Source organism: Natrinema pellirubrum DSM 15624, from assembly GCF_000230735.2.
Taxonomy (GTDB): domain Archaea; phylum Halobacteriota; class Halobacteria; order Halobacteriales; family Natrialbaceae; genus Natrinema; species Natrinema pellirubrum.
In genome coordinates this window covers 657,935-683,963 of record NC_019962.1, presented here as the reverse complement: position 1 = coordinate 683,963, position 26,029 = coordinate 657,935, and the positions used below count along the sequence as shown (strand labels likewise).

Genomic DNA, 26,029 nt, shown 5'->3' with positions numbered 1-26,029 from the left:
GCCGTCCGCCGAAACGGGGCTCGAGGGGGCGGTCGTCGGCCGGGATATATTACGCTGCCCGTGGGAGAGTCACTCGTCAGTCATGTCAGACCGCGCCCATCGCGTGTTGATTCCGGTCGACGTCCTCGAGGGGGAGAGCGTTCCGCGGACGCTCGTCGACGCGTTCGCGTCGATTCCGGTCGTTCTGCTGGGCTATCGCGAACTCCCGGACCAGACCGGCACGGAGCAGGCACGCGATCAGTACGGCGATCGCATGCGGGCCGAACTCGCGGAGCGACGGACGGTGTTCGAGGACGCCGGCTGTGACGTCGAGTCGCGGTTGGCGTTTACCCACTCCCGACTGAAGACGTTCGAACGCGTCGCCGTCGAGGAATCGTGCGACGCCGTCCTGGTCTGCAACCCAGCGCCTATCCTCGAGACGGTACTCGTCGCGATTCGGAGCGACGTCAACGTCGAACACATCGCCCGACTGCTCCGTACGGTCCTCGCCGACACGACGCTCGCGGTCACCCTCTTTCACGTCGCCGCCGACGAGGGAGAGCGAGACGCGGGCGCGGAACTGCTCGAGCGGGCGCGGTCGGAACTGGTGGCCGCTGGCCTCGACGACGGGCGGATCGACAGCACGGTCGTCGTCGACGACTCGCCCACGGCAGCGATTCTCGACGCCGCGGCGGATCACGACCTCCTCGTCCTCGGCGAGAGTCGGCCGTCGATCCGCCGGTACGTCTTCCGGGATCGCGTCGAACGGCTGGCCCAAGAGACGGTCGATCCGGTCCTGGTGATTCGCGGCGAGTACCTCGAGACGACGGCAGAGGACACGGAACACGGCAGCGAAAACGAGGAGTAGCGACCGTGTGGCACAGCCACACGCGGAGATCACGCGCCGTCGGAACTCCGGACGATGAGTACCGGACCGACCGACTCGGCGGCGACCCGCTCGGCGTCCTCGCCCAGCAGGAACGACCGGAGCGACGGGGCCTGCTCGCCCATGACGACGGCGTCGTGGTCCGCCGTGGCGTCCACCAGTGCCTCGAGCGGCGCGTCACTGACGGCGAGTTCGGTCTCGGCGTCGATCCCGGCCGCGGCGAGGTCCGCGGCGGCCGCCTCGAGGGAGTCCCGGCCCCCGGCCTCGTCGTCGGTCGCGAGAAAGAGCGTGACGCCGATCTCGCGGCCGCCGACCAGGTCGGCGACGAACGACCCGATGCGGTCGACGGCGACGTCGCCGGAGAGCGCCACGAGGAGCCGATCGACCGGCCCGGTCACGCCCGGAATCGCGTAGGCGTCCGCTCCGGTCTCCGCGGCGATCCGGTCGATCGTCTGTGCCCGGTCGTGGGTGAACACGAGGCGGTGGTCGGCCTCGCTGCCGGCCGCCTCGAACTCGGCGACGAGGTCCTCGAGGGCGGCGGTCGCCCGGTCCTCGTACTGGAGCCGCGCCTGATCGGGCGGCGTCTGCTCGGGCAGGACGTGATAGCCGAGTACCGTCACGTCCACGGGCGCGAGCAGCGTCGGTAGACCGGCCGGGACCGTCTCGCCCTCGAGGATCGCCAGCGGGACGAGGATGCGCGTCATTGGAGTGCCCCCCTGAGCGTGACGTCGCGAGCGTAGTAGGCGTACCACCCGGCGGTCGCGAGCATGATCCCGACGCCGAGGAGCTGTGACGCGCGCTGCATGAAGCCGATCATGGCGAAACTCGCGAGCGCGCCGAGTATCGGGACGACGGGGTAGCCGGGGACCCGGAAGTCGGGGTCGTACCACTCCGGTTCGTCGCGGCGCAGGACGAGCAGGGCCACACAGATCAGCCCGTACATGACCAGATGAAGGAAGGAAGCGACCTCCGCGAGCAGTTCCACGCGGCCGGTCGCGACCAACACGAGGATCGGCCCGCCTGCCATCCCCAGCGCGACGTGTGGCGTGCCATAGCGGAGGTTGATGTGGCTCGCCCGCCGCGGCAACAGGGCGTCCTTCGAGACGGCGTAGATCGCTCGAGACGTGCTGAGAATCGACGCGTTCGCGCTCGACATGGTCGCGAGCAGCCCGCCGAAGACGATGGCGACGGCACCGGCCGCGCCGAGGTAGTGGCGGCCGACCTCGACCATGGCCGTCTCGCCGAACTCGGCGAGTCGTTCGCTCCCGAAGGCGCTCGTCGCGACGAAGATCGTCGCCACGTAGAGGACGCCGACGATGAGGACGGAGCCGACCATCGCCAGCGGCAGGTTCCGGCCGGGGTCTTTCATCTCCCCGGCAACGGTCGCGACCTGTGCGAAGCCGAGATACGAGGTGAACACGAGCGCCGCGGTCGTCAGTATCGGCATCGTACCGAAGGGGGCGAACTGTTCGGGTGCGGATGGGTCGCCGATGAGCCCCATGGCGTCGAGGCCGCCGTACCCGAGGAAGACGACCAGGATCGACAGCAGTAACGCGACGATCCCGTTCTGGAGCTTCGCCGCGTTTTCCGTCCCGGTGACGTTCAACACCGTAAAGCCCGCGCCGAACAGCAGCGCCAGCGGGATGACGAGTCCGTCGCCGACCGCGACCCCGAGTTCGGCGAGCGTATCGACCGCGTAGTAGCCGAAGCCGACGAGGTAAAACGCCGTCGCGAACACCAGCCCGAACCACAGCGACAGTCCGACGACGGTCCCGGCGAGCGTCCCCAGACCGCGGGAGATGTAGTAGTAGCCGCCCCCGCTTTTCGGCATCGCCGTCGCGAGTTCCGACGTCGGCAACGCGACCAGCAAGGCCACGAGCGCGCCGATCGCGAACGAGCCCGCCGCGGCAGGGCCCGCCTGTCCGGCGGCGAGTCCCGGAAAGACGAAGATGCCCGCCCCGATCATCGTCCCGATCCCGATGGCGAGGCCGCCGGTGAGCCCGAGCGTCCGCTCGAGTTCGGCGTCGTCGGTGATCGTCGCCTCGTCGGTCTCGACCGTCGGCTCGAGTTGCGGTGACTCCCCGTCGACGTTGGTCCCGCCGACCGACGACGAATCGCTCATACCGGGTGCGTCTCACGCCTGCCGTATAGCTCTACTGTCGAGTACTGACCGCTGGGATGTCCACCGGCGGACAGTCACGCGGCGAGTGCCGCGGCCAGCAGCGACAGGCTCTCGTCGCCGTCGTCGACCGCGTTCGGGACCGCGAGCATGACCTCCTCGATGCCGGCGTCGGCGTAGTCGGCGAGCCGCTCGCGGATTTCGGCCGGCGTCCCGGTGGGGGCCGTCTCGAGGTAGCCCGCGAGGAAGAACTCTCGGGGCTCGCTCGGGCCGTCGGCGGGCAGGAATTCGTCGCGGAACGACTCGCGCTTTTCCTCGGCGGCCGCGGTCGTTTCCCCGACGAAGACGAACAGCTCGGCGGACTTGCGGATCTCGTCGTACCGGGCCTCGCTCTCGCAGTGATCCCGCAACACGTCGAGCTTGTCGGCGAAGCCGTCGGGCTCGAGGGTCCCGTAGTTCCAGCCGTCGGCCAGTTCGGCGGCGTACCGCAGCGTAAACTGCTCGCCCCCGCCGCCGATCCAGATCGGCGGATGCGGATCCTGTACGGGCTTCGGTTCGCAGAAGGCGTCCTCGAGATCGATCTCGAGGTGTCGGCCCTCGTGACTGTAGGTCTCGTTGGTCCACAGCCCCTGCAGGATTTCGACGGTTTCGGCCAGCCGTCGGAGCCGTTCGGCGGGCGGTTCGCGGAACTCGTAGCCGAAGCGGTCGTACTCGGCCTCGTACCAGCCCCCGCCCAGCCCCAGCTCGAGCCGGCCGTCGCTCACTTGGTCGACCCCCGCCGCCATCTTCGCCAGCAGGGCGGGATGGCGGTACGACTGACTGGTCACGAGCGTCCCTAGCCGAATCTCGTCGGTGGCCTCCGCGACTGCGCTGAGCGTCGTCCAGCACTCGTGGGTCGCTCGCCGGGGGTCACCGATCCACGACTGGAAGTGATCCTCGAGCCAGACCGCGTCGTAGCCCAGCCGCTCGGCCTCGAGTGCGGTGTCCCGGACCGTGTCGATCTCGGTGCCGTACTGGGGGAGGATGATACCGGTCTCGAGGGCGGTCGCGTCCCCGTCGGCGGGGCTCATCGGGTCACCTCGCGCTCGAGCGCCAGCGTCCGGTCGGCGAGCGTCTCGGGGTCGGCCGCGACGATCTTCACGAGCGCCTCCTTGCCGACCTCGCCGCGATCGACGACGGCGACGGGGGGCTCCTCGCGGGCCGCGAACGCCTGCCGGGCACCCCATCCCATCGTACTCCCCTCCGTCTCCCTGATCTCGGCCGGCTGGTCGCCGCGATCGTACTCGGCGATCGGCCACGCGAGGGCCTCGAGTGCGGCCTCGACGTCCGCGTCGAACCGGCAGTTCACCGCGAATCGCAGGTCGGGGACGAACTCCCGCGCGGACAGCAGGAAGCGGGCCATGTGGCTCGAGGCCCCGAACCGGACCCCGCGGTTGGGTCGAACCCCCGAGAGGGTCCGCGTGATCCGGCCCTCGACGGCGGCGGTCTCGGCGACGGACTCGGCGTAGGGCGTTGCGCCGACGACGTTCATCCCCACCTCGGGGACCAGCGCCGAGACGTCGGCCGCGACGAACCGGTCGACGATCGCCTGCACCTCCTCGGCGGTGGGCTCCCGGGCGGCGTCGTTTCGCAGCGGGTGCATGTGGTTGACCGCGCCGTGACCCTCGCCCACATCGTAGGGGTACCGAACCGCGCGGGCAAGGAAGTCCGTCGCCCCCTCGACGGCCGACTCGAGCGGTTCGCCCGTGGCCAGTCGGGCCGCGATCGCGGCGGCCAGCGCACAGCCCGAGCCGTGGGTGGCCTCGGTCCCGACGCGGGGGTGTTCGAACGTCCGGACCGTCTCCGCGGTGACGAGGGTGTCCCGGACCCGCTCGCCGGGGACGTGCCCACCCTTCACGAGGACCGCGTCGACGCCCGTCTCGAGGATCGCCTCGCCGGCCTCGCGAGCCGTCTCCTCGTCGGTGACGGCGATGTCCGTCAGCACTTCGGCCTCGTCGGCGTTGGGCGTCGCGACCGTCGCCGTACCCAGCAGTTCCTCGTAGGCCCGTTCGGCCTCGGGCTCGAGCAGCCGATCGCCCGAGGTCGCGACCATCACGGGGTCGACGACCAGCGGGAACGCGAACTCCTGTGCGTACTCGGCGACGGTCTCGATGACCTCGGTCGTCGCGAGCATCCCGGTCTTGGCCGCGCCGACCGCGAAGTCGTCGGTGACGGCCTCGAGCTGGGCGGCGATCTCCGCGGTCGGCAGGACGTGGGAAGACTCGACGCCGCGGGTGTTTTGGGCGGTGACGGCGGTGATCGCCGACGTGCCGAAGACGCCGTGGGCGGCCATCGTCGCGAGGTCGGCCTGGATCCCCGCGCCGCCGCCGGAGTCGCTGCCAGCGATCGTCAGCGCGACCGGCCGGCTCTCGGGTGCTGGTGTTCGCATACGAAACCGTATTCCCGGCTTATACTAAGCGGTGATGGTCAGCGACGCTGAGAGTCGTCCGCGGTGTGATCGACACCTCGAGGACGTCTGGTCGTCGAGAACCGCCCGCCGTCAGTCGTCGGTGAGTTCGAAGAATCCCTGTTTGTGTTCGATCACGCCCGCGTCGTGGAGCGCCGAGATTGCGCGACTGACGGCCGCCTCGCTGCAGTCGTACTCGTCGGCGACCCGCTCCCTGAGGGCCGTGTGGGTGTAGCGCTCCCCCTCGAGTTCGTCGACGATCGCCGCTTTCACTCGTTCGAGGTCGCTCATCGGTCACGACGGTGTACGGCCCCGACACGGGTACGCCTTGTCCGGAGTGGCTCGAGACTGACCCGTCGGCGGACGAGGGGGCCAGCGAGTCCCATCGAGATCGGTTTCGAACGACGACACGCGGTCCGGACGGCAGCGTTATGGGTATGGATATGATTTGAATACGTATGAGCGAGCCCGAAACACGGAAAGTCGGCGATCGCGGGCAGGTAACGCTGCCGAAGCGTCTTCGAGAGGCGTTCGATATCCACGGTGGTGACGAGGTGACGATCCGCGAAGCAGGTGACAAGATCGTCATCGAGAAACCGACGTCGCGGGCGGACCTCGCGGAGGGGTATCGACGCCGCGCCGAACACCACCGCGAACTCGCGGACGAGATGGCCGGATCCTCGCGGGAAGCGAACGCCTCACTCGGCGACGCGCCCGGCTGGGAGGAGTAACGATGCACGTCCGGCGGGGCGACATCGTCGTCGTCGAACTCGATCCGACGCGCGGCTCCGAACAGCGGGGGACCAGACCCTGTCTCGTCGTCCAGAACGACGTCGGCAACGAAAACGCCCCGACGACGATCGTCGTCCCCTTTACCACGTCCTACGGGAACGAACGCTATCCGTTCGAAGTGCTGATCCCCGCCGACGAGTGTACCCTCCGCGAGGACTCGGTCGCGCTCTGTAGTCAGGTTCGAACCGTCTCGATCGACGACCGGATCACGGACGTCGTCGGATCGGTGCCGGCCGATCGGATGGACGAGGTCGACACCGCGCTCGAGTACAGCCTTGGCTTGCGCGAGGTCTGAACGGTCGGGACCAGACGACGAGAAGGAACGAGCCGTGATTACGATCCGTCGCCGTTGGCCGCGGCGGCCAGCGCCGCATAGGCATCCCACGACGGGTCGGCGTTCGGATGCGCGAGCCGGTCGCCGTCGACTAGCACCGCACCGTCGTCGCCCTCGAGCGCCTCGACGCGGCCGATCTCGGCGACCGGCGTCCCCCGATCCGCGAGCGCCTCGCGGACGTCGGCGACGCCGTCAGGGTCGACCGAAAGCAGCAGCGACCCGCAACTGGTCGCCGCCCAGGGGTCGATCCCGAGGGCGTCACAGACCTCGCGGACGCCGGGGCGCAGCGGGACAGCGTCGCGGTCGATCGCGAACCGGGCGTCGGCCCCGTCGGCCATCTCGTTCAACGCGCCCGCGAGGCCGCCCTCGGTCACGTCGTGCATCGCCCGGACCGGCCCCGCGGCGGCCGCCGTGAGGGCGTCCCGGACGGCGTAGACCTCCTCGAGGCGGTCCTGGGCGGCCGAGATCGTCTCGGCGGGACAGTCGATTTCCTCGCCGAAGAGCGTACTCAGGAGGCCGACGGCCTCGACGGCGGGGCCGTTCGTCAGGAGGAGCCGATCGCCGGGGCGGGCCCCGTCGGGCCGAACGATGTCGCCGTGGTCGCCGACGCCCATCGCGGTGGCCGCGCCGACCCATGGGTGGGACGGGTCGGCGTAGCGCGCCGTGTGGCCGGTCACGACGGCGACGCCGAGGTCCGCACACTCCGCGTGGATCGTCTCCCAGACCGTCGCGAACTCGTCGTCGGTCATCCCCTCGGGCAGCGTGAAACAGATCGAGAGATGTGACGGGGGGACACCGCTGACGGCCACGTCCGCGAGGACGAGATCGAGGGCGAAGCGCGCGGCCCGTTCGAGGCCCAGCGCGGGCAGGATCGAGAGGGGGTCGGTCGCGGTGACCAGCGCGCGGTCGCCGATATCGAGGACGCCGAAATCGACGCCGTGGGTCGGCCCGACGGCGACGTCGTCGCGGTCGGCACCGAGGTTCGGCGCGATGTGGCGGTCGAAGAACGCGCGATCGATTTTTCCGAGGTCGCTCACGGGTGATCGATACCAGTCAGACGACTTAGACGTACTGATTCGTCGCCGTAATCGGTATCGGGCGGCGACATCGGACGCGACAGTATCGTCGGCTCGAGCTGTATGAGATGCTTTCACGGCCGATCCGGATACCCAACAGTGCAGGGTGAAAGGCTAAGCAGGTACGTTCATAAGAAGGGTTACTAATCGTGAAATCTGATATGTTCGGAGCGACCGTCGTCGGGGACGCGGGACGAGGGGAGGCGGAATGCACGGCATAATCCTCCAGACGCTCCAGTCGTTCGTCGTCGACACCTACGGCGAGGACGCCTGGTTAGCGATTCAGAACGAGGCCGACATCGAGGAGAAGGTCTATGTCCCGGTCACGGTCTATCCGGACGGCGACGTCTACGAGATCGCCCGCACTGCCGGCGATCTCACCGATCAGAGCCCGCGGACGATCCTCACCCAGTACGGGCGGTGGGTCGTCCCCGCGTTGCTCGAGACCTACGACCTCCACATCGACGACGACTGGGAGGGGCTCGAACTCATCGCGAACATCCAGCGGTTCCATACCTCACTGCGGACCCGGGACATGACGACGCTGACGACCCCGCGCATTCGGTCGGAGCGGGTCGACGAGAACCGGGTCCGGATCACCTACGATTCGGACCGGAAACTCTGTGACGTGGCTCGCGGCGCGATCCAGGGCGTCGCCGACCGCTTCGACGAGGACCTCGTCGCCGAGGAGCGGACCTGTATGCACGAGGGCGACGACGCCTGCGTCTTCGACATTCGGCGGCGAGTATCCGCCGAGGCGGACACGGCTACCGTCCGCAGCGGGGAGGCGAATGACTGACTCGCTCGAGGCGGCCGGCGCGGGCGACTCGTCGCCGATTCCCGGGGCGATCCAATCGGATCGACCGGTCGGTTTCGCCCTCGCGGTCGCCGTGGTCGGACTGGTCGTCGTCGCCGTCGCGGCGGTCGCGCTCGGCGGCCAGACCGCGGCCGTCTTCGGGGCTGGCGTCGCCGGCGTCGTCGCGACGGGCGCCACCGCGGCCGGGATCGCCGCCGCCTCGAGCGCCCGAACCGCGCCGGGCCAGCGCGACCGACTGCGTGCGGGGATCGCCGACCTGACCGAGCGAGTGACGCGCCTCGAGGCCGGCGAGTACGACGACCCCTTCGACGGCGACCGCGACGACGAGTTCGCGGCCCTCGAGTCATCGCTGGCCGGGATCCGGGAGCAGTTGGCCGAACGCGACCGGACGGACCGGTCGCTGGACGAACTCGAGCGGACCGTCCAGACCCACGCGGAGACGACGCGGGCGGTCGCCGCGGGCGATCTCACCCGTCGGTTCGAGCGGCCGGGCACCCACGAATCGCTCGACGAGTTGGCCGACAACTCCAACAGGATGCTCGCGGAGATCGAGGACACCTTCGGGACGCTGAAGTCCTTCTCCGGCGAGGTCGTCACCTACAGCCGCGAACTCACGACCAGCATGGAGGCGGTACAGGCGGAAGGCGAACGCACGAGCGAGGCGCTGACCGAGGTCGTCGCGGACAACAGGGAACAGAACGAGCAGTTGCGAACCGTAACGGCCGAGATGGAGAACTTCTCGACGACGGTCGAGGAGATCGCCGCGACCGCCTCCGAGGTCGCCGACACCGCCGACCGGACCGCACGCGTCGGCCGGCAGGGAAGCGAGGCCGCGGGCGACGCGATCACCGGCATGGCCGTGATCGACACCGAGACCGAACGGACCCTCGAGGAGATCGAGGGGCTCGAGGCCGAAGCCGAGCGGATCGACGAGCTGATCGAATCGATCAGCGAGATCGCCGAACAGACCAACATGCTGGCGCTGAACGCCAACATCGAGGCGACTCGTTCGGGCGAGGCCGGTGGCGAGGGCTTCGGCGCGGTCGCCGACGAGATTCAGACCCTCTCAGAGGAGGTCTACGACTCGGTCCAGACCGTCGAGGAACGCCTCGAGGGACTCAAAGAGCGGGCGATGGCGGCCGCCGACGAGGTCCGGACCAGCCGCGGCCGAATCGAGGACAGCGTCGCCGACGTCGAGGACGCCGCGACCGCGCTCGAGGAGGTCGCCGGACTCGCCGAGGAGACAAACGACGGCGTTCAGGAGATCTCCGCGGCGACCCAAGAGCAGGCGTCGGCGACCCAGCAGGTCGTCGTGCTGGTCGAGGACGCCGCCGAGACGAGCGCGGCGACGGCGTCGACCTCGGCGCGAGCGGCCCGCCGGGCGTCGGCCCAGGCGGAGGCGCTCTCCCACGTGGCCCGCAGCGCGACCGTCCTGACCGAGCAGGCCGGCGAGTTGAACGCACAGCTCGTGGCCTACGACACCGAGAGCGGCTACGACCTGCCGGAGCCACGGACCGCCGACGACGTCGACCCGGAGGCCGTCTCGACGGCCGACGCGACGCCGGAGACGATCGGCGACGGCGGCACCGCGTCTCGATAGCGACGACCCGACTGACGGCCGCCGACCGGCGGCTCGAGGGAGCGTCCCGACCCGTCCGATAACCACTATAGATTACGCTTACGCCGGCCCGAAAGGGAGAACAGTTACAGGCAAGAGTCAAGTTCGTCCCCGAATTACGGGGGACAGATGGCGTACTCCGTCGAGTCGCGGGCCGGTCGCGACCTCGAGTTCTCCGCGGGCGAACTCACGGGTGCGCTAGGGGATTCGGTTACGGTGTTGCCGCTGCTGGTCGCGCTTGGGGCGACGACGAGCGTCTCTCTCCCTCACGTCCTGCTTGGCTTTGGCGTCTTCCAGATCGTCTGGGGGCTCTACTACGGGCTGCCGCTGTCCGTCGAGCCGATGAAGGCCCTGGTCGGGCTGGCGATCGTCGGCGCGCTTTCCTACGCCGAACTGGCCGCGGCCGGGCTGCTCGCCGGCGGCGTCTTGCTCGTCGTCGGCCGGCTCGGGCTCGTCGGTCGGCTTCAGCAGGTCGTCGGCGAGCCCGTCATCCGCGGCGTCCAGTTCGCGGTCGCACTGCTCCTGCTCGAGGCGGCGGTCGATCTCTCGGTCGGGAACCCGCCCGTAGCGGCGACCGGGCTCGCCGTCGTCGGCCTGCTGGCGCTGGTCGGCCACGCCCGGACGAGCGCACTAGTCGTCCTCGGGCTCGGCGCGGTTGCGGCCGTCGCGACGGCGGGCGTTCCGACGCCGACCGCGCCCGCGCTCGCGGTCTTCCCTGCCGGGCGGCCGGCGCTATCCGCGGCCGCCATCGAGGGGACCGTCGCCCAGCTGGGCATGACGATCGGGAACGCCGCCATCGCGACCGCCCTGCTCTGTGGCGACCTCTACGACCGCGAGGTCTCGGCCGACGCGCTCTCACGGAGCATGGGCGTGACCTGTCTGGCGGCGGTCCCGCTGGGCGGCGTGCCGATGTGTCACGGCAGCGGCGGGCTGGCCGGCAAGTACGCCTTCGGCGCGCGGACCGGCGGCGCGAACGTCCTGCTCGGCGTCGGCTACCTCGCGCTCGCGCTGGTCGCCGCCGGGGCTGCCCTCGCGGCGTTCCCGATGGCGCTTCTGGGCGTCCTGCTGGTCGTCGTCGGTGGTCAGCTGGCTCGAGCGGCGTTCGATCCAGTCGACGACCGTCGGTCGCTCGCGCTCGTGGTGGGGGTCGGAGCCGTCGGCGCGGCCGTCAACGTCGGCGTCGCCTTCGTCGCCGGGGCTGTCGCGTTCTGGCTGCTCTCCCGTGCGGAATAAGCGCCGGGAGCCGGACGACCTTTCATCCCGTAGCGCTAACCGTCACCGATGCCACCGAGCTGGGCCGACCTGTTCGATCGCGGCGCGGAGTACGACGGTGATCTCGAGTCGATCCGAGACGAACTCGCGACGATCCGGGAGGAAGACGATGCCTGAGGAGCCCGATCCCGCCCGCGTCGTCGCGGACGCCGACGTCCTCGCGGCGGACCTGCTGGTCGGCGGATCGGCCCGCGAGGCGCTCGATCACGTCCGCCGCCACTCGTGGGTCGAACTGGTCGCGAGCGACCCGCTGCTCGCGGCGACCGAGGAGCTGGTAACGGCACTCGCCGACGCCGACCTCGCCGCCGATCACCGCGAGCGCCTCGAGGCCGAGCGGGTCGCGGTCGACCAGCCCGAGGGAGATCATCCCGCGCTGGCGTCGGCCTATCGGGGCGAGGCGGCACACCTGCTCTCCTACGACGAGCGGCTACGATCGGCAGAGGCCGGCCTGACGCTCCAGCCCCGCGTCTCGGTCAGCATCCGGCCGCCGGACGCGTTCGCGCGCCTGTTCGATCCCGAGAGTCTGTACGCGGCCGTCGAGGACGGCGAGTATCCCGGGCCGGACCGGGACCCGCGAGCGTAACCGCCGGCGACGGGCCCGCTACACGAAGAACGTGTGACTTATGCGGTGGGAGCCCCTGATTTATGAGGGGAATGACCAATCTACGTGATCTCCGGACCGGACTGAGCTACGGGGACGTTCTCCTCGTCCCACAGCGCTCACCCGTTGACAGCCGCAGTACCGTCGACCTCGAGACGCCGTTCACGCCGTCCGTCGACCTCGAGACGCCGCTGGTCTCGGCCGCGATGGATACCGTCACGGAGGCCGACCTGGCGATCGAACTCTCGCGGGCCGGCGGCATCGGCGTGTTACACCGGTTTCTGACGGCGGCCGAGCAGGCCGAGCAGGTCGAACGAGTGAAAGAGGCCGACGAGCAGGTGGCCGCCGCCGTCGGGATCAACGAGGACTACGTCAAGCGAAGCGACGCGATCGTCGACGCCGGCGTCGACGCGATCGTCGTCGACGTCGCCCACGGCCACTTGGAGCGGACGCTCGAGGCCGTCGAGCAACTGAGCGAGGCGTTCCCGGAGACGGACCTCGTCGCGGGGAACGTCGCGACGCCGGCGGGCGTCGAAGACCTCGCCGCTGCCGGCGCGGACTGTGTGAAGGTCGGGATCGGTCCCGGTTCGCACTGTACGACTCGAAAGGTCGCCGGGGCCGGCGTCCCGCAGTTGACGGCCGTCGACGACTGTGCGAGCGCCGCCGAGGACCTGGACGTGACGATCTGTGCCGACGGCGGGATCCGTACCTCCGGCGACGCGGTCAAGGCGCTGATGGCCGGGGCCGACACCGTGATGGTCGGGAGCCTGCTGGCCGGCACCGAGGAAGCGCCCGGCGCTGTCGTCGAGGTCGACGGCACCCGATACAAGCGCTCGCGGGGGATGGCGACCACCGCGGCCGCCGAGGACCGCGACGACAAGGACGTCGATGTCGACGCCGACGAGGGCGTCGAGGCCCTGACCCCCTACAAGGGACCGGTCGCCGACGTCGTCGAGGAGTTCTGCGCCGGCATCCGATCCGGGCTCTCCTACTGCGGCGGACACACCATCCCGGCCGCCCGGGACGGTGCCGAGTTCATCCGCGTCGCGCCCAGCGCGAAGGACCGCGAGGGGTACCACACGGACCACGACTGGGAGGGCGTCAGCGTCGAGAGCGAATCCAAGAGCGTCTCCGAAGCCGATCTGGCGGCCGACGACGGCTCGAGTCCGCCGGCAGAAAGCGACGACTGACGATCGAGCGTACTGATCGCCGAGCCGCGGGAGCTGCGCCCGTTACGCGTCGCGGTCGGCGTACCACTCGGTGAACGCCGCCAGCGCGCGCCCGCGGTGAGAGATCGCGTTCTTCTCTTCGGTACTCAGTTCGGCCAACGTCTGTCCGTTGTACTCGAAAATGGGATCGTAGCCGAACCCGCCCTCGCCGCGGGGCGCGACGAGCGTTCCGGCGACCGATCCCTCGAACGTCTCCGTCCCGTCCTCGTCCGCGTACGCGAGGACGGTCCGGAAGTGCGCGCGGCGGTTCTCCTCCTCGCTCGCGAGTCGCCAGAGCCGCTCGACGCCGACAGTGTCCTCGACGTACGCCGAGTACGGGCCGGGGAACCCGCCGAGGGCCTCGACGAACAGCCCGGCGTCGTCGACCAGCACCGGCTCCTCACCCCCGAGTTCGTCGAAGGCCTCGCGCGCCCCGTGGGCCGCGATTTCCTCGAGCGAGTCGCTTTGAATCTCGGTGTAGTCGTACTCGATCTGCTCGACGGGCTCGATGCCCGAGAGATAGTCCCGCGCCTCGCGCGCCTTGCCCTCGTTGCCGGTGACGAATCGAACGGTCATATCCGAGCGGGGGGCCGCGGGCCGAAAATAGGCGTCGGTTGCTCGCCCGAGCCGAGGGCGGGACCGATCGACGGCCGGGACCGACGCGCCCGGACTACAGTTCGAGTGCCTCTATCACGGTCGCTTCAGCCTTCCGGAGGTGTTCGGCGGCCGTCCCGGGCGCACAGTCGAGTTCGGCGGCGACGTCCTCGACGCCCGCCGCGCGTGGGACCTCGAAGTACCCCAGCTCGCGAGCGACCCGGAGCGTCTCCCGCTGGCGGGCGGTCAGTGCGCCGACCGCCGCGTCGGCCCCGTCGTACTCGCCGACGCGGTCGACGGCCGTCTCGATGCCGTCGGGCATCCCCTCGAGCGCCGCCCGGAGATCGGCCGATTCGCCGACGACGGAGAACCGGACCGTCCAGTCCGACCGGTACTCAAGCGGCGGCAGGACGACGAGACTGCCCGCGGTGAGGCCCTCGAGGAGCCTCGTATCGACGTCGGCCGGCAGATCGCGGACGTAGACGGTAAAGGTTCGATCGCCGGTCCGCGTGAGTTCGTAGTCGTCGACGCGGTCGGTCTCGGCGAGCGCGGCCTCGTAGACGTCGGCGTCGCCGACGACGTGAAAGATAAAAACGTTGTCGTCGTTCTCGCCAGCGAAGTTACCGTGGACCAGCCGATAGGACTCGAACGCGTCGCTCTCGGCGACGAACCGGTGCATCGGGTGGATCGTCTCGGCGTCGAACCGCAGCGTGAGCCGAACGGTCTTCACGACCGGAGGGTCCGGCCTGCGTATATAAATAGCCTAGCCCGTGACGCAGAACCGACTCGCCTCGAGCGGCCGAACGGCCGGCCATGACAGCGGACTCGACGCTCGAGTCGCGGCCGGCGGACGGCGACGATGCGGATGGGGAGACAACGCTCGAGGGCCTGCTCGGGGACGCGGTCCTCGGGCGGGACGATCACGAGAACGCGCCGGCGGTCGTGATCCGGCCCGACGAGGTACGGCAGGTGTTGGCGACGCTTCGCGACGAGGCGGGGTTCGATCACTGTGCGTGTGTGACCGCCCAGCAGTATCCGGACCGGTTCGAGACGATCTATCACCTGCGGTCCTACGCGGAGCCGACGCGGGAGGTGAGCGTGGTGGTGCCGACGCCGACCCGCGAACCGAAAAGCGAGTCGGCCGCGCCGGTTTTCGAGACGGCCAACTGGCACGAGCGGGAGGCCTACGACCTGATCGGGATCGAGTACGAGGACCACCCCGACCTGCGCCGAATCCTCCTGCCGGAGACGTGGCAGGGACATCCACTCTCGCTGGACTACGATCAGGAACAGTCACAGATCGTCACCCTCTCGGAACACGCGAACCCGATCGCGGGCGACGAACACGACACCACCTCGGAGACGATGTTTCTCAACATCGGTCCCCACCACCCTTCGACCCACGGCGTCCTCCACGTGAAGGCCGTGCTGGACGGCGAGACGGTCGTCGATGTCGATCCCGACATCGGGTACATCCACCGGTGTGAGGAACAGATGTGCCAGCAGAGTACGTATCGCCATCAGATCATGCCGTACCCGGACCGCTGGGACTGGGTGTCCTCGGGACTGTGCAACGAGTGGGCCTACGCCCGCACGATCGAGGCCCTCGCGGACATCGACGTCCCGGAGTACGCACAGGTGATCCGGACGATGGGGGCCGAACTCTCGCGGCTGGCCTCGCATTTCATCGCCATCGGCACCTACGCGCTGGACATCGTCGGCGAGTTCTGTGCCGCCTTCCAATACGCGATCCGGGACCGCGAACTCGTCCTCGACTGTCTCGAGGCACTGACCGGCCAACGGATGATGTTCAACTACTTCCGAGTGGGCGGGGTCGCCTGGGACCTGCCCGAACCCCGCGGGGAGTTCATCGCGGACGTTCGGGACGTCCTCGACGGCTTCCCGGCGAAACTCGAGGAGTATCACGACCTGCTCGTGACCAACGAGATCTTCCAGCGCCGCTGTGTCGACACCGGCGTCCTGGAACCCGAGGCCGCGAAAGACTACGGCTGCACCGGCCCCGTCGCCCGCGGCTCTGGGATCGACTACGACCTCCGGCGAGACGATCCCTACGGCTACTACGACAACCTCGAGTGGGACGTGGTCACCGAACCCGACGGCGACAACTTCGCCCGACTGCTCGTCCGACTGCGGGAGATCGAGGAGTCGGCGAAGATCGTCGATCAGTGTCTCGACCTGCTTGTGGACTGGCCCACTGACGAACGCACCGTCCAGAGCAACGTCCCCAGAACGCTCAAGCCCGAAACCGACGCCGAGAGCTACCGCGCCGTCGAGGGCGCGAAAGGCGAACTCGGGATCTACATTCGGTCGGACGGCACCGAGACGCCGGCGCGGTTCAAGATCCGCAGCCCGTGTTTCTCGAACCTCTCGGCGCTGCCCGAGATCGCACGCGGCGAGTACGTCGCCGACCTCATCGCGGCGATCGGGAGCCTCGACTGTATCATGGGCGAAGTCGATCGCTGAGCGACGGCGCAGTCGCTCGTCGCTCGGAGCGGCCGCGAAAAGGACGGTTCGCGCCGGTCATGCGGTCTGCTGTACGTCATTTCCGGTGCGACCGCGACACGGTCTACGGTCGAACCGGTAAATCGGTACAGGAAACCGTCTCAGTCGTCGGTGTCGTCGACGATGACCTCGACGGGCTCGTCGACCGACTCCTCGTCGTCCCCGGACGCGCCCTGTTCCTGCTGCCAGAGCAGCGCACCGGCGACGGCGACGACGATCCACGAGCGCCAGTTGGCGAGGTTCAGGGTGTAGCCGACCCCGAAGGGCTTCTCGACGAGCATCCCCTCGCCGGGCTGCCAGTACGACGAGAGCATGCGACTGATGCTCGGTCGTTCGAAGTTGTACGGTACCCCGAGGATCTCACCGGATGTCGACTTGTCTGCCATGCTCGGTGATACGTTGTCCCCCGATAAAGGGATTGTGTGCTGGTGCCGTCACCGAGATCGGCCGCCGGCGGCCGGACCGCCCCACCTTACGCGTCCGACTGGTACCGGCCCCGGCCTTCGACCGCTCGCAGGCGCTCGAGGACGCGCTCCTCGCCGACCTCGCGATACCCCGCACGGACCGCCTCGCGCAGCGGTTCGGGGTCGTCGGCGGTCCCGACGAGACTCTGGTCGAAGACGTGGAGGTCCATCGCGTAGTCCTCGGCGTGGTCGGTGTGGTAGCCGAGCCCGAAGTCGATGAGATACGTTCGGTCCCCGTCGACCCTGACGTTTCTCGTCGTCGGATCGCCGTGGACGAACCCCGCCCGGTGGAGCCGCGCGAGGTGCCGGCCGACGTCACGAACGCCCGCAGCCGTCAGCGCCGCGCGGAGGTCCCGCTCGCCGACGTACTCGAGTTCCAACCGAGACTCGTGGGGATCGATGTCCGACAGCACCGGCGTCGGCACCCCCTCGCGGCGGGCCAGACTCGTCAGTCGGGCCTCCAGCGTCGTCCGCTCGCGACGCAGCCGGTCGTCGAGTTCGGGGTGGCGATAGGTCTTTGCCTCGCGGCGCTTCGTGACGCGGCCGGCCGCGGGCTCGAGGTCGACCAGCGCCTCGGCACCGCGGACCTGCTGGTCGCCCGCATCGGCCGCGCCGCGACCGGCTGCGAGGTCCGGCTCATCGGAGCGCCAGGTGACGGCTACCTGATCCGGCCGGAAGTCCGGGTCGACGCGCGAATCCTCGAGCGCGAGCGTGTCGCCGGCGTCGTACATCTTCGCACCTAGCACGGCGATCATCCCCGCGTTGTCCCGCAGGAACCGCGGCTCGGGGGCGTGGAACTCGGCCCCGCGCTGGGCGCACATCTCCCCGAGCATCTCGCGCAGGCGGTCGTTCTGTCCGACGCCGCCGCCCAGGACGAGTTCGTCGCTGCCGGTCAGCGAGAGGGCGCGTTCGGAGACTTCGGTCAGCATGCCGAAGATGTTCTCCTGCAGGGAGTAACAGACGTCCTCGACGGGGACGCCATCGTCGTATGCCTGCTTGGCAGCGCTCATGATGCCCGAGAAGGAGAAATCCATCCCCTTGACGACGTAGGGCAGGTCGACGTAGTCGCCCTCCTTCGCCGCCTCCTCGACCTTCGGCCCGCCGGGGTGGGACCAGCCGACGTGACGCGTGAACTTGTCGATGGCGTTGCCGACGCCGGTGTCCATCGTCTCGCCGAGGACGCGATAGCGCCCGTTGCGGTAGGCCAGCAGGTGCGCGTTCGCGCCGCTGGCGTTCAGACAGACCGGCGCGTCGAACCCGGAGGTGTGACGACCGATCTCGAGGTGGGCGACCATGTGGTTGACGCCGACCAGCGGCACCGAAAGCGCCTGGCTCAGCGCGCGGGCGGCGGTCCCGACAACCCGCAGACAGGGGCCTAGGCCGGGCCCGCGAGAGAAGGCGACCGCGTCGACCGGCGGTTCGCTCGCGGGGCCGTCGTGGGTCTCGCGGGCGTACTCGAGGGCGCGTTCGACGACGCGGGGGACGGCCTCGTGCATGTGTTCGGCGGCTTCCCGTGGGTGAATGCCGCCGCTCTCGGGCTGGTAGGCGTCGCTCTCGATGAACACGTCGTCGCGTGCGGCGTCGAAGACGGCCGCGCTGGCGGCCCAGGCGGTGCCCTCGATACCGAGGATGCGGGTGTCAGTCACGGCTGAAAACGGGTAGTCATCGGCGGTCGAGACATCCCGCTACGGCCGGGTGACCGCGCGCTTGCGGGTCGTTTCACGTCCCGCTCGCGTTTCGATGTGCCTCGCGGTCGCTCGGCACATCGCCTTACTCCCACTCGGTGTAACTGCACTTCCCGCAGTGCTTGCGGTCGCCGTGGTCGGCGAGGAACACGTCACCGCAGCGGGGGCACTGTTCGCGCTCCGTACTCCCATCGTCGTTGTAGAGTTCGTAGCGAGCCATTTAGGCTTCCTCCGGTTCTGCCTCGGCGTCGGCCTCCTCGTCGGCACCGATCTTGTTCCGCTCGAGCATGTGGTCTTGCTCGACGTCACGGGCGTCGTCTGCGGTCTCGTAGACCTTGGCCTGTCCGACGGTCTTGCGCATCCCGAACTTGGTGTCGAGCTTGCGGATGACGACCTCGTCGGCGTCCTTGTTCAGCTTCGCGGCCAGACTGTCCCGAACCTGCAGTCGCTCGGGAGTCGCGTCCTCGTGGGAGAGTTCGAAGGTCACGTCGGTCCGATGCAACATGGGGTTCTCCGTTTCGGAGATGATGTCGACGTCCATGATATCACTCAGTTACCCTACTATCCCCGTGTAGCGCCTAAAAGGATTTCGAAGCGGCCACCGATGGGACGCGACGCGTTCCCCGACGAGTCCGAAACCGCGGCCCGGCTCCGTGGTCCGATCGGATCGAAATGTGAACGTATTTATTTATTGAACTTACAGGTTCAGTGGAATGCCCTCCAGACGACAGGCGCTCGCGAGCGGCGTTCTCGGGGTCGGCGGCCTCTTCGGCGGCTACGCGGCCGTCGACGATCGAGCCGACGCCGCGACGATCGACTGGCCGATGGCCCGCTACGACGCCGCCGGAACCGGCCACAGCCCCGACGCGGTGGGTCCGAAAGACGACCTACGGCTCGCGTGGGAGGGGCGACTCGCGGACACCGGCGGCTTCGCGGTCACGCCGCCCGTGGTCGTCGACGAGACGGTCTATGCTGGCAACGAGAACCTCACCGCGTTCGACGCCGCGGGCGGCGACGAGCGGTTCTCGTACGACAGCACGTTCCGCTCCAGTCCCGCCTACGTCTCCCCCTCGATCTACCGGACCGGAACGCTGACGGTCAGTACGGACAACGGCATCGCCGGACTGAACGCCGGCGGCGGCCTCCGGGCGTTCGGCGTCCAGTTCGGTGCGACCCGGTGGCGCGGGCCGGGGCCGTCCCCCTCGTCACCGCCCACGAACGCGCTCGAGAGCCCGCCGCCGGTCCCCGCGGACGGGACGGTGTACGTCGCCGCCCCCGACCGCGGCGAGATCGTCGCGCTCGGGGCCACCGACGGCAGCGAGCAGTGGCGGCGACGGCTCGACGCCGGCGACGAGTTCAGCGTGACCGTCCGACGGCCGGCAGTGGGAGACGGGACCGTCTTCGTCACCGGCTGGCCGTCGCAGGTCCGGGCTCTCGACGCCGAAACGGGCGACGTCGTGTGGGAGGACGAACTCGACGAGCAGATGGTACTCCCGCCGACGGCGACGGCCGACGGGGTCGTCGTCCCGACTCGAGACGGCCTCACAGTCTACGAGGCGAACGGCGACGTTCGCTGGTCGCGGGATCTCGCGGGCAACGCGACCGGCGGCGCGGCCGCCGTCGCCGACGGCCGGGTGTTCTTCGCGGACGGTACCGAGTCGCTCCACGCACGCGATCTCGAGACGGGGACCGAGGAGTGGACGCTGGCGTTCACCCGGGAAGCGGCCCCCGTCGTCGCGGACGGCGTCGTCTACGTGACCGGCGGCTACGACCTCATGATCCTCGACGCCGCGACGGGTGACCGGCGGTTCACCCGCGAAACCGACTGGTTCTTCTCGCAACCGGCGGTCGGCGACGGCGTTCTCTACGTCGTCGACGGCGACCGCGTCCTCGCGCTGGAGGGAGACCATGAGTGACGACGAGAGCGACGACGGACGGAAACGGGAGCCGACCAGCAGCGACGACTCGGCGACACCGGCAACGACCGACGAGGCGGCCTCTGAGACCGATACCGACGATACCGACACGCCGCCGACCGGGATCGCCGGCGCGATACCGCGTCTCCGGCGCGATCCGGCGCTGCTGGTGCCGTTTACCGTGGCCGGGCTCGTCCTCGCGCTCCTCGACCGGCTCCGGCGGTGGGACCCGATTCCGACGCTGGTCACCGGCGACGACGTCTCGATCGGGATCGAATACGCCGGCTACCCGACCGGCGTCCCGGACACGGCCCGCTCGCTCGGGGCGCTCATCGACCTGAAACTCCCCTACCTCGCCTGGGCGGTCGGCCTCGAGGCGCTCGCGGTGGCGGTCGTCGCGGCCGCCGGAACCGCGACCATCGCGCGAACGCTCGAGAGCGACGACGGCTGGAGCTGGCGACAGTGGGGACGGCGATGGCTGGCGTATCTCGGACTGATCGTCCTGTTCGATGCGGTCGGGCGGGCGGTCGGCTCCGTCGGCGACGTCGGGCTCGTCGTCGGCGTGATACTCGCAGTCCCCCTCTTCGCCGCGTTCGTGCGGTTCTTCCCCGCGCCCGCGTTCGTCGTCACCGGGTCGGGGCCGGCCGCCGCGCTCGCCCGGAGCGCTCGTGCGACCCGCGGGATCGGCTGGCGGCTGCTCGCGCTCGTCGTCTGTTTCGGCCTCGCGGCGTGGCTGTTAGGACTCGTTCCGTTCGTCGGAACGGCGCTGAGTACGGCTCTCGTCGGCTCGACGCTGGCCGTAACGATGGCCGCTGTCCGAGACGAGAGACCCGCTGATACTGGCGGGTGACGCGGCACCGTACCAACCGGCTCGCCGGCCGCGTCCGGTGGCGCTCGACTTCGGCGACCGGCCGAGTCTGGGACGACCGTCCCCGCTCGAGCGCGACGGTCGGCTATCGGGACGGGCCAGTCGCCGGAGGATCGGGGTGCCCGTCGGTCTCGGCCGCCCGTTCGGCGTCGCCGCTGATGAGCGACGACATGAGCCGGGCTTCGATCCGGCGGAGGTGTTGGCCGACCGTTCCCGCAGAACAGTCCAGCCGGGCGGCGATATCCCCGTAGGTGACCTGCCGGGGCTCCTCGTAGTATCCCTCCTCGACGGCGACGCGTAACACCTCCCGCTGGCGATCGGTCAGTTCGGTAAAGGGCCGTTCGGCGGACGGATCGTAGCTGCCGAGTCGCTCGATTTCGACGTCGACGATCGCCCGCGTCTCCTCGATGAGACGACGGAGTGCGTCCTCGCGGCCGATCTCCGAGACGCGGAGGCTCCGGTTTGCCGGCCCGGTGTACTCGAGCGGGTAGTCGAGCAACACCGCATGTCGGTCGTGTATCGCCCGTAACTCCCGCGTGAGGTCGCTCGGCTCGTAGTGGAGTTGAAGGATCGACCTATCGCCGGCGTCGGTCAACTGGTAGTCGACGACCGTCGGCCCCGTCTCTTCGAGTGCCCGCTCGGCGACGGCCCGATCCCCCCGCAGTACTTTCTGTGTCATGATCGTCCCGTCGTCGAGTTGCTCGACGTTCCGAACGGCATCGAACGTGACCCCAAGTTCCCGGAGACGCTCCGCACCCCGATCGAAGTACCCCCGTGGTGGCGTGATAACGTATGTCACGTATCGCATGCTATTGGATTACGAACCCATCATAAATAACAGTTATGCGTTTGAATGGATTATTTGAACGACAAACTAAGCGGGCTAAACGATCGACGGGAAGCGCCCCATCATAGGAGTCCTCGCACCGAATCGGGTGCGCTTTCGGACCCCGATTCAGGTGTAGTACGGCCAGTACAGCGACCGGCCGATCTTCACCAGTCGCCAGAGGGGACTACAGCCCCGCTCCCAGACGAGGACCGGGACGGCCCGTCCGCCGAAACTCTCCTTGAACCGGAAGACGCCGTCCGTGAAGTCCGTGGTCGTACTCCCGAAGTCGTAGGTCTCGTAGCCATGATCGATTCCCCACTGGAACACCCGATCGTAGAGCAGTTCCGACGCGTGATCGTCGAAGTACTCCCGCGGCACAGCCGCGAAAAAGCCATGAACTGCGTCCCGCTCGTCGTCGAGGATCTCGAGCATCCCGCCGGCGTACTCGCCGTCGATCCGGATCGTCAGCAGGAGGAGCCGGTCGGCCATCGGACGGAGCGCATCGAAAAAGGAGAACGGGTAGGCCGCTGCGCCGACGCGGTCCATGACCCGTTCGTACGTGCGGTGGAACCGCCGGAGGTTCCCGCGGGTGATGTCCTCCGCGACGATCTCGTAGTCGCCGTCCTCGCCGTGTTCGATCCCCCGTCGCCGAGTCCGACTCATGCCCGAACGGATCGCGTCGTGACCCTGCGTCAGATCCAGCAGGAACCGACACTCGCGCCGATACGGGCGATACCCCCGCTCCTGCAGCGGATCGTTGTACCGCAGATATCCCGCGTCCAGTCCCCGAATCTGGTGGACGATCGTCCGCCCGCCACAGTGCGACGGCACCGCATCGAGTACCCGCTCGAGCGCGTCCATCGTGTCCGTCGGCAACAGCGGTCCGCCGAAGCCAGGATAGGCCGACGAAAGCCGCTTGAACGGCGTCTTCTCGATCCCGACGACGACGTTCGGCAGACAACCGATCACGTTCCCGTCCTTTCGCACCACGAGATGTCGGGCCGGATACCCAAGCCCCGACTCGACCGCCGCGAGCCATTCGTAGCGATGAAAGACGCTCCCCCGACTCGAGCGCTCGACCAGCCCGTTCCAGCGCTCTCGGCCGACCTCCGCGACCGAATCGACGACTTCGATCTCGAGGCTCGAGTCCGCATCGACCGTGGGGCTGACGTGTTCGGACAGCACCGCCCCGACGCGACGGAGTCTCGAGCGCGCTTCGCCGCCGGTCCCTTGTGCCATTGATCGACGACAGACGGGGCACCCTATTTGGTAGTCTCTCCATTCCGTCCCGGGTCGAGGACAGTAACGACGGCCAACAGGACGATACCATGGCTCGAGCGCGACCGGATAGATGGCGGCGAGTTGCTCGTTGCAACGCGCCGGAGTACGACCGGACGGTCCGTCCCGATTACAAGGACGAGTACACCGGCCTCGTCGAGTCGACAGTGGTCCCACTTGGACCGGGAACCGACGATCGCAGTGGCTCTGTCGAATCGGTCAGCGACTGGTGCTATACACTGCCCAGCGGAAAGTAGTGGTCGGTAAAATCGACTGGGTAACGGTTATTCGATCTCGACTGACCACTCACCATCAGATTTGACTTCGATATAGCCAGCATCCTCGTACTGGAACCGAGATGGACTGGCGATGCTACTCTCGTTGAAGACGAATTGTCGGGAGTCTCCCGTCGACGAGAGGATATTGACACTGATGCGCCCTCCATCGAGGTCACCGGACGGCTGGTAGGTGCCATCGAACTCGAACGGGCCGTGGACTTCGTTTCCGCTGCCGCTGATGGAGAGCGGTGGGTTTTCCCCGCTCGTATCACGTGGCTGCCTGATCGTTACTTCCCAGGTGCCGTCGGCGACGACGCTGAGTTCGTATGCCCCTTCGTCGAGATCTCGAGCCGTTTCCCCAGTATATGCACCCGATGAGTCGGCAAACAGCGTGCCGGACCCGTCGTCACCGGGAATGAGGCGGACCCCGAAATCACCCCCTCCCTCGTGCAGAGCCTCGATGATGGTGAGGCCGCCCTCGATCGGGACGTCCGCGATAACATCGTTTCCAGTTCCGGAGAACTCCTGGTCGTCTGGCTCTGCCACCGGTTCTTCGTCCTCGTCCGTGTCGTCTCCGTCGTCGTCAGACGAGTCCCCATTGCCAGTTGCCTGATTCGAACAACCAGCGAGTGGGATCGTGAGCCCCCCCAGTGCGGCTAACCGTACGACGTGCCTTCGGTTCATCCGAGGAAGCCGATACGATCAGCTGTAGTATAAGAATTGAGTGCCTGTATACGGCCTGAAACAGTACGTTCCTATTATCAAAAGAACAGTGTGTCGTAGATCTCCAATACCAGTTGATTTTCCACAGGGGACATAGCCCCTGCAATAGAGCGAGTCGAACGAACTCAGCAGAGCGGTCGTCCCAGTCACCGAACGTGACTGTGACAGTGTTCCACCACCGACGATTCTACCGGTCGCGTTCACACTTCGTGTTCCTCGTTGGGACTACCGTCGGTCGACGCCACATCAGCGGCTCGAGGAAGTCGGCCTCGCGAAGCGTGCAGAGATGGGCGCACAGGCCGTCGTGGCACTCCCAGTCCTGCAGTCCCACTGCCGATTATTCGCTGTCCTCGATCCCGCGTTCGCAGTAGTGGACGCTCTCGCCGCCCCTGAGCGTGACCTTGGACCCGAACCGGCCGAACGACTCGATCAACGCCTCGCGTGGGTCCGCTCGAGCCCACGACTCCGTGCCGCCGTCGCGTTCAGTCAGGAAGTCGAGAGGTCCGCCGTCTGATGGTGACTGGAAGGCACTCACGCGAACCACCCCGATTTCCTTCGGTCTAATCGACGGACAGCGTCAGCCCGGTTGATTTCGGCGGAATCACTCGGATTTTGCCCGTTTGTTTCCGACAGGAGTCGAAGAGCAAACTGTTTGCTCGAGCGCTACCGATGCAACTCAGCGGATAGCTCGAAATGTCAAAACAGGGGGATGGACTCGCGGGGATTTGAACCCCGGGCCTCTTCCTTGCGAAGGAAGCGATCTACCACTGATCTACGAGCCCTCGAACGTTCATATCCGTGGTTTCTATTTGAGGCTTGTGTTTCGAAGCGGGATCGGGACACACCACCACGGTCGTGGCTCGAGCCGGATCGTCGCTCGAGAAACGAGATTGTCGTGATCGGGGGCCCCTCGGTGCGACGGCACGAAACGACGGCCGTCGCGATCCACGTCGGTCACCGGGAGACGGCCCTGCTCGGAGTTCAAATCCTCGTGGCGTCCGAGCCGTCACTCGACCCGACCGCGAGAAGGCGCGCCCGTCCGGCGACGGCACCGACGAGGAAGCCGACGAAGTGTGCCAGCAGCGCGACGCCGGGCGAGGCGGTTGCGACGGTGACCGCGACCGCGAGGCCGATGACGACAAGCGCCGACAGCCAGGGCGGGACGTCGACGAGCGAGCCCAGGCCGCTCGAGAGGCGGTTCGACGCGAGGAGATAGCCCAGCAGGGCGAAGACGGCACCGCTGGCCCCGAGGACGCCGGGCGAGGGCGCGACGGGGAGCAGCGGTACCGACGCGAGCAGTCGCGTGAGGACGATCTGGGCAGTGCCAGCGGTCGCGCCCGTCACGGCGACGAAGGCGTGAAAGCGGGCCCGCGTCGTCGCTCGCGCGACCGGCCAGCCGAAGACGATCAGAGCGAGGCCGTTCGAGACGAGGTGGCCGAGGCCGTCGTGGGCGTAGACGCTCGTGACGATCGTCCACGGGTCGGCGGCCAGCGGCGGTCTGAGGACGAAGAACGTTCCCATCACGCCGACCAGCGCGGTCAGCCCCTGGATGACGAAGACCAGGACGAAGACGGCAAGCACCTCGAGGACGGCGCTACTCGAGCGGGGTCCCGACTCCTCGCTCCCGGCGTCGGGTCGCAGGTCGATCGTCGATTGGGACGTGGAGGGACGGGCCATGAGGAGAGTCAGGACGGCGGTGGGCAAAAGTCCCGGCGCTTACTGG

Annotated in this window: 28 protein-coding genes and 1 tRNA gene; 11 read left to right on the top strand and 18 right to left on the bottom strand. The window is 68.3% G+C overall.

The features are described 5' to 3' along the window. The first annotated feature begins 82 nt into the window (after positions 1-82). On the top strand, positions 83-847 hold the full coding sequence (locus NATPE_RS03375) for a universal stress protein (protein WP_006181505.1): 765 nt from the start codon (positions 83-85) through the stop codon (positions 845-847). Between the two features lie 29 nt (positions 848-876). Here NATPE_RS03375 and NATPE_RS03370 read toward each other — a convergent pair whose 3' ends face one another. The 5 genes from NATPE_RS03370 to NATPE_RS03350 all read right to left on the bottom strand — a co-directional run bounded on the left by NATPE_RS03370 (position 877) and on the right by NATPE_RS03350 (position 5,721). Continuing rightward, complete coding sequence (locus tag NATPE_RS03370; RefSeq protein WP_006181506.1) at positions 877-1,569, bottom strand: universal stress protein; 693 nt, start codon at positions 1,567-1,569, stop codon at positions 877-879. Next, positions 1,566-2,987 carry an APC family permease gene (locus tag NATPE_RS03365; protein ID WP_006181507.1) on the bottom strand — a complete coding sequence of 474 codons (1,422 nt, stop codon included), beginning with the start codon at positions 2,985-2,987 and terminating at the stop codon, positions 1,566-1,568. The genes NATPE_RS03370 and NATPE_RS03365 overlap by 4 nt, the downstream gene beginning before the upstream one ends. Positions 2,988-3,061: 74 nt before the next feature. Then, the gene (locus NATPE_RS03360) at positions 3,062-4,054 is read right to left on the bottom strand and encodes a TIGR03560 family F420-dependent LLM class oxidoreductase (RefSeq protein WP_006181508.1); all 993 of its coding nucleotides are present in this window, start codon (positions 4,052-4,054) and stop codon (positions 3,062-3,064) included. Further along, entirely contained in the window at positions 4,051-5,412 is a 1,362-nt protein-coding gene (gene thiD / locus NATPE_RS03355; protein WP_006181509.1) for a bifunctional hydroxymethylpyrimidine kinase/phosphomethylpyrimidine kinase, read from the bottom strand. The genes NATPE_RS03360 and thiD overlap by 4 nt, the downstream gene beginning before the upstream one ends. Positions 5,413-5,523: 111 nt before the next feature. Further along, complete coding sequence (locus NATPE_RS03350; protein ID WP_006181510.1) at positions 5,524-5,721, bottom strand: hypothetical protein; 198 nt, start codon at positions 5,719-5,721, stop codon at positions 5,524-5,526. Between the two features lie 167 nt (positions 5,722-5,888). Between NATPE_RS03350 and NATPE_RS03345 the strand changes: the two genes are divergently transcribed. Continuing rightward, positions 5,889-6,161, top strand: a complete 273-nt coding sequence (locus NATPE_RS03345; RefSeq protein WP_006181511.1) for an AbrB/MazE/SpoVT family DNA-binding domain-containing protein — start codon at positions 5,889-5,891, stop codon at positions 6,159-6,161. 2 nt (positions 6,162-6,163) lie between these two features. Further along, positions 6,164-6,517 (top strand): type II toxin-antitoxin system PemK/MazF family toxin, encoded by a 354-nt coding sequence (locus NATPE_RS03340; protein WP_006181512.1) that lies wholly within the window; start codon positions 6,164-6,166, stop codon positions 6,515-6,517. Positions 6,518-6,555: 38 nt separating this feature from the next. On the opposite strand, the gene NATPE_RS03335 is transcribed toward NATPE_RS03340, so the two are convergent. Further along, positions 6,556-7,593 (bottom strand): AIR synthase family protein, encoded by a 1,038-nt coding sequence (locus NATPE_RS03335; protein ID WP_006181513.1) that lies wholly within the window; start codon positions 7,591-7,593, stop codon positions 6,556-6,558. A gap of 247 nt (positions 7,594-7,840) precedes the next feature. Here NATPE_RS03335 and NATPE_RS03330 point away from each other — a divergent pair, with 247 nt between their 5' ends. The 5 genes from NATPE_RS03330 to NATPE_RS03310 all read left to right on the top strand — a co-directional run bounded on the left by NATPE_RS03330 (position 7,841) and on the right by NATPE_RS03310 (position 13,130). Further along, the gene (locus NATPE_RS03330; RefSeq protein ID WP_006181514.1) at positions 7,841-8,431 is read left to right on the top strand and encodes a heme NO-binding domain-containing protein; all 591 of its coding nucleotides are present in this window, start codon (positions 7,841-7,843) and stop codon (positions 8,429-8,431) included. Continuing rightward, complete coding sequence (locus tag NATPE_RS03325) at positions 8,424-10,049, top strand: methyl-accepting chemotaxis protein (protein ID WP_006181515.1); 1,626 nt, start codon at positions 8,424-8,426, stop codon at positions 10,047-10,049. The genes NATPE_RS03330 and NATPE_RS03325 overlap by 8 nt, the downstream gene beginning before the upstream one ends. Before the next feature lie 147 nt (positions 10,050-10,196). After that, the gene (locus NATPE_RS03320; RefSeq protein WP_006181516.1) at positions 10,197-11,300 is read left to right on the top strand and encodes a putative sulfate/molybdate transporter; all 1,104 of its coding nucleotides are present in this window, start codon (positions 10,197-10,199) and stop codon (positions 11,298-11,300) included. 148 nt (positions 11,301-11,448) lie between these two features. Then, the gene (locus NATPE_RS03315) at positions 11,449-11,922 is read left to right on the top strand and encodes a DUF7384 family protein (protein ID WP_006181518.1); all 474 of its coding nucleotides are present in this window, start codon (positions 11,449-11,451) and stop codon (positions 11,920-11,922) included. 71 nt (positions 11,923-11,993) lie between these two features. Next, entirely contained in the window at positions 11,994-13,130 is a 1,137-nt protein-coding gene (locus NATPE_RS03310) for a guanosine monophosphate reductase (RefSeq protein WP_006181519.1), read from the top strand. A gap of 42 nt (positions 13,131-13,172) precedes the next feature. Here NATPE_RS03310 and NATPE_RS03305 read toward each other — a convergent pair whose 3' ends face one another. Further along, positions 13,173-13,724 carry an XTP/dITP diphosphatase gene (locus NATPE_RS03305; protein ID WP_006181520.1) on the bottom strand — a complete coding sequence of 184 codons (552 nt, stop codon included), beginning with the start codon at positions 13,722-13,724 and terminating at the stop codon, positions 13,173-13,175. Positions 13,725-13,818: 94 nt separating this feature from the next. After that, positions 13,819-14,472 carry a helix-turn-helix domain-containing protein gene (locus NATPE_RS03300; protein WP_006181521.1) on the bottom strand — a complete coding sequence of 218 codons (654 nt, stop codon included), beginning with the start codon at positions 14,470-14,472 and terminating at the stop codon, positions 13,819-13,821. Between the two features lie 83 nt (positions 14,473-14,555). Here NATPE_RS03300 and NATPE_RS03295 point away from each other — a divergent pair, with 83 nt between their 5' ends. Then, entirely contained in the window at positions 14,556-16,226 is a 1,671-nt protein-coding gene (locus tag NATPE_RS03295) for an NADH-quinone oxidoreductase subunit D (RefSeq protein WP_006181522.1), read from the top strand. 140 nt (positions 16,227-16,366) lie between these two features. Here the strand turns inward: NATPE_RS03295 and NATPE_RS03290 are convergent, their stop codons facing one another. The 4 genes from NATPE_RS03290 to NATPE_RS03275 form a co-directional block, all read right to left on the bottom strand. Continuing rightward, the gene (locus tag NATPE_RS03290) at positions 16,367-16,651 is read right to left on the bottom strand and encodes a DUF5808 domain-containing protein (protein ID WP_006181523.1); all 285 of its coding nucleotides are present in this window, start codon (positions 16,649-16,651) and stop codon (positions 16,367-16,369) included. Positions 16,652-16,737: 86 nt separating this feature from the next. Further along, positions 16,738-18,375 (bottom strand): bifunctional N(6)-L-threonylcarbamoyladenine synthase/serine/threonine protein kinase, encoded by a 1,638-nt coding sequence (locus NATPE_RS03285; protein WP_006181524.1) that lies wholly within the window; start codon positions 18,373-18,375, stop codon positions 16,738-16,740. A gap of 124 nt (positions 18,376-18,499) precedes the next feature. Continuing rightward, positions 18,500-18,634 carry a 30S ribosomal protein S27ae gene (locus tag NATPE_RS03280; protein WP_006181525.1) on the bottom strand — a complete coding sequence of 45 codons (135 nt, stop codon included), beginning with the start codon at positions 18,632-18,634 and terminating at the stop codon, positions 18,500-18,502. Next, on the bottom strand, positions 18,635-18,955 hold the full coding sequence (locus tag NATPE_RS03275) for a 30S ribosomal protein S24e (RefSeq protein WP_006181526.1): 321 nt from the start codon (positions 18,953-18,955) through the stop codon (positions 18,635-18,637). It lies immediately after the preceding gene. A 172-nt stretch (positions 18,956-19,127) separates the two neighbouring features. Here NATPE_RS03275 and NATPE_RS03270 point away from each other — a divergent pair, with 172 nt between their 5' ends. Continuing rightward, complete coding sequence (locus NATPE_RS03270; protein WP_006181527.1) at positions 19,128-20,330, top strand: PQQ-binding-like beta-propeller repeat protein; 1,203 nt, start codon at positions 19,128-19,130, stop codon at positions 20,328-20,330. Beyond that, a complete protein-coding gene (locus NATPE_RS03265; protein ID WP_006181528.1) occupies positions 20,323-21,180 on the top strand; it encodes a hypothetical protein in 858 nt (285 codons plus the stop codon). The genes NATPE_RS03270 and NATPE_RS03265 overlap by 8 nt, the downstream gene beginning before the upstream one ends. Before the next feature lie 103 nt (positions 21,181-21,283). On the opposite strand, the gene NATPE_RS03260 is transcribed toward NATPE_RS03265, so the two are convergent. The 6 genes from NATPE_RS03260 to NATPE_RS03235 form a co-directional block, all read right to left on the bottom strand. Next, positions 21,284-22,006, bottom strand: a complete 723-nt coding sequence (locus NATPE_RS03260; protein ID WP_006181529.1) for a helix-turn-helix domain-containing protein — start codon at positions 22,004-22,006, stop codon at positions 21,284-21,286. Between the two features lie 147 nt (positions 22,007-22,153). Next, positions 22,154-23,266, bottom strand: a complete 1,113-nt coding sequence (locus NATPE_RS03255; RefSeq protein ID WP_006181530.1) for a lipid II:glycine glycyltransferase FemX — start codon at positions 23,264-23,266, stop codon at positions 22,154-22,156. A 323-nt stretch (positions 23,267-23,589) separates the two neighbouring features. Further along, complete coding sequence (locus NATPE_RS03250; RefSeq protein WP_241432752.1) at positions 23,590-24,129, bottom strand: hypothetical protein; 540 nt, start codon at positions 24,127-24,129, stop codon at positions 23,590-23,592. A 514-nt stretch (positions 24,130-24,643) separates the two neighbouring features. After that, positions 24,644-24,841, bottom strand: coding sequence for a hypothetical protein (locus tag NATPE_RS03245; RefSeq protein WP_241432753.1), 198 nt, complete (start codon positions 24,839-24,841; stop codon positions 24,644-24,646). 175 nt (positions 24,842-25,016) lie between these two features. Next, positions 25,017-25,088 (bottom strand) — tRNA-Ala (locus NATPE_RS03240). A gap of 199 nt (positions 25,089-25,287) precedes the next feature. Further along, positions 25,288-25,983, bottom strand: coding sequence for a rhomboid family intramembrane serine protease (locus NATPE_RS03235; RefSeq protein ID WP_006181533.1), 696 nt, complete (start codon positions 25,981-25,983; stop codon positions 25,288-25,290). Between the last annotated feature and the right edge of the window lie 46 nt (positions 25,984-26,029).

Coding starts and splice junctions, on each gene's coding strand:
- NATPE_RS03260 (WP_006181529.1), bottom strand. CDS start 22,006: ATGCGATACGTGACATACGTTATCACGCCACCACGGGGGTACTTCGAT.
- NATPE_RS03350 (WP_006181510.1), bottom strand. CDS start 5,721: ATGAGCGACCTCGAACGAGTGAAAGCGGCGATCGTCGACGAACTCGAG.
- NATPE_RS03290 (WP_006181523.1), bottom strand. CDS start 16,651: ATGGCAGACAAGTCGACATCCGGTGAGATCCTCGGGGTACCGTACAAC.
- NATPE_RS03305 (WP_006181520.1), bottom strand. CDS start 13,724: ATGACCGTTCGATTCGTCACCGGCAACGAGGGCAAGGCGCGCGAGGCG.
- NATPE_RS03340 (WP_006181512.1), top strand. CDS start 6,164: ATGCACGTCCGGCGGGGCGACATCGTCGTCGTCGAACTCGATCCGACG.
- NATPE_RS03275 (WP_006181526.1), bottom strand. CDS start 18,955: ATGGACGTCGACATCATCTCCGAAACGGAGAACCCCATGTTGCATCGG.
- thiD (WP_006181509.1), bottom strand. CDS start 5,412: ATGCGAACACCAGCACCCGAGAGCCGGCCGGTCGCGCTGACGATCGCT.
- NATPE_RS03270 (WP_006181527.1), top strand. CDS start 19,128: ATGCCCTCCAGACGACAGGCGCTCGCGAGCGGCGTTCTCGGGGTCGGC.
- NATPE_RS03345 (WP_006181511.1), top strand. CDS start 5,889: ATGAGCGAGCCCGAAACACGGAAAGTCGGCGATCGCGGGCAGGTAACG.
- NATPE_RS03235 (WP_006181533.1), bottom strand. CDS start 25,983: ATGGCCCGTCCCTCCACGTCCCAATCGACGATCGACCTGCGACCCGAC.
- NATPE_RS03330 (WP_006181514.1), top strand. CDS start 7,841: ATGCACGGCATAATCCTCCAGACGCTCCAGTCGTTCGTCGTCGACACC.
- NATPE_RS03280 (WP_006181525.1), bottom strand. CDS start 18,634: ATGGCTCGCTACGAACTCTACAACGACGATGGGAGTACGGAGCGCGAA.
- NATPE_RS03320 (WP_006181516.1), top strand. CDS start 10,197: ATGGCGTACTCCGTCGAGTCGCGGGCCGGTCGCGACCTCGAGTTCTCC.
- NATPE_RS03255 (WP_006181530.1), bottom strand. CDS start 23,266: ATGGCACAAGGGACCGGCGGCGAAGCGCGCTCGAGACTCCGTCGCGTC.
- NATPE_RS03370 (WP_006181506.1), bottom strand. CDS start 1,569: ATGACGCGCATCCTCGTCCCGCTGGCGATCCTCGAGGGCGAGACGGTC.
- NATPE_RS03315 (WP_006181518.1), top strand. CDS start 11,449: ATGCCTGAGGAGCCCGATCCCGCCCGCGTCGTCGCGGACGCCGACGTC.
- NATPE_RS03295 (WP_006181522.1), top strand. CDS start 14,556: ATGACAGCGGACTCGACGCTCGAGTCGCGGCCGGCGGACGGCGACGAT.
- NATPE_RS03310 (WP_006181519.1), top strand. CDS start 11,994: ATGACCAATCTACGTGATCTCCGGACCGGACTGAGCTACGGGGACGTT.
- NATPE_RS03265 (WP_006181528.1), top strand. CDS start 20,323: ATGAGTGACGACGAGAGCGACGACGGACGGAAACGGGAGCCGACCAGC.
- NATPE_RS03360 (WP_006181508.1), bottom strand. CDS start 4,054: ATGAGCCCCGCCGACGGGGACGCGACCGCCCTCGAGACCGGTATCATC.
- NATPE_RS03375 (WP_006181505.1), top strand. CDS start 83: ATGTCAGACCGCGCCCATCGCGTGTTGATTCCGGTCGACGTCCTCGAG.
- NATPE_RS03365 (WP_006181507.1), bottom strand. CDS start 2,987: ATGAGCGATTCGTCGTCGGTCGGCGGGACCAACGTCGACGGGGAGTCA.
- NATPE_RS03325 (WP_006181515.1), top strand. CDS start 8,424: ATGACTGACTCGCTCGAGGCGGCCGGCGCGGGCGACTCGTCGCCGATT.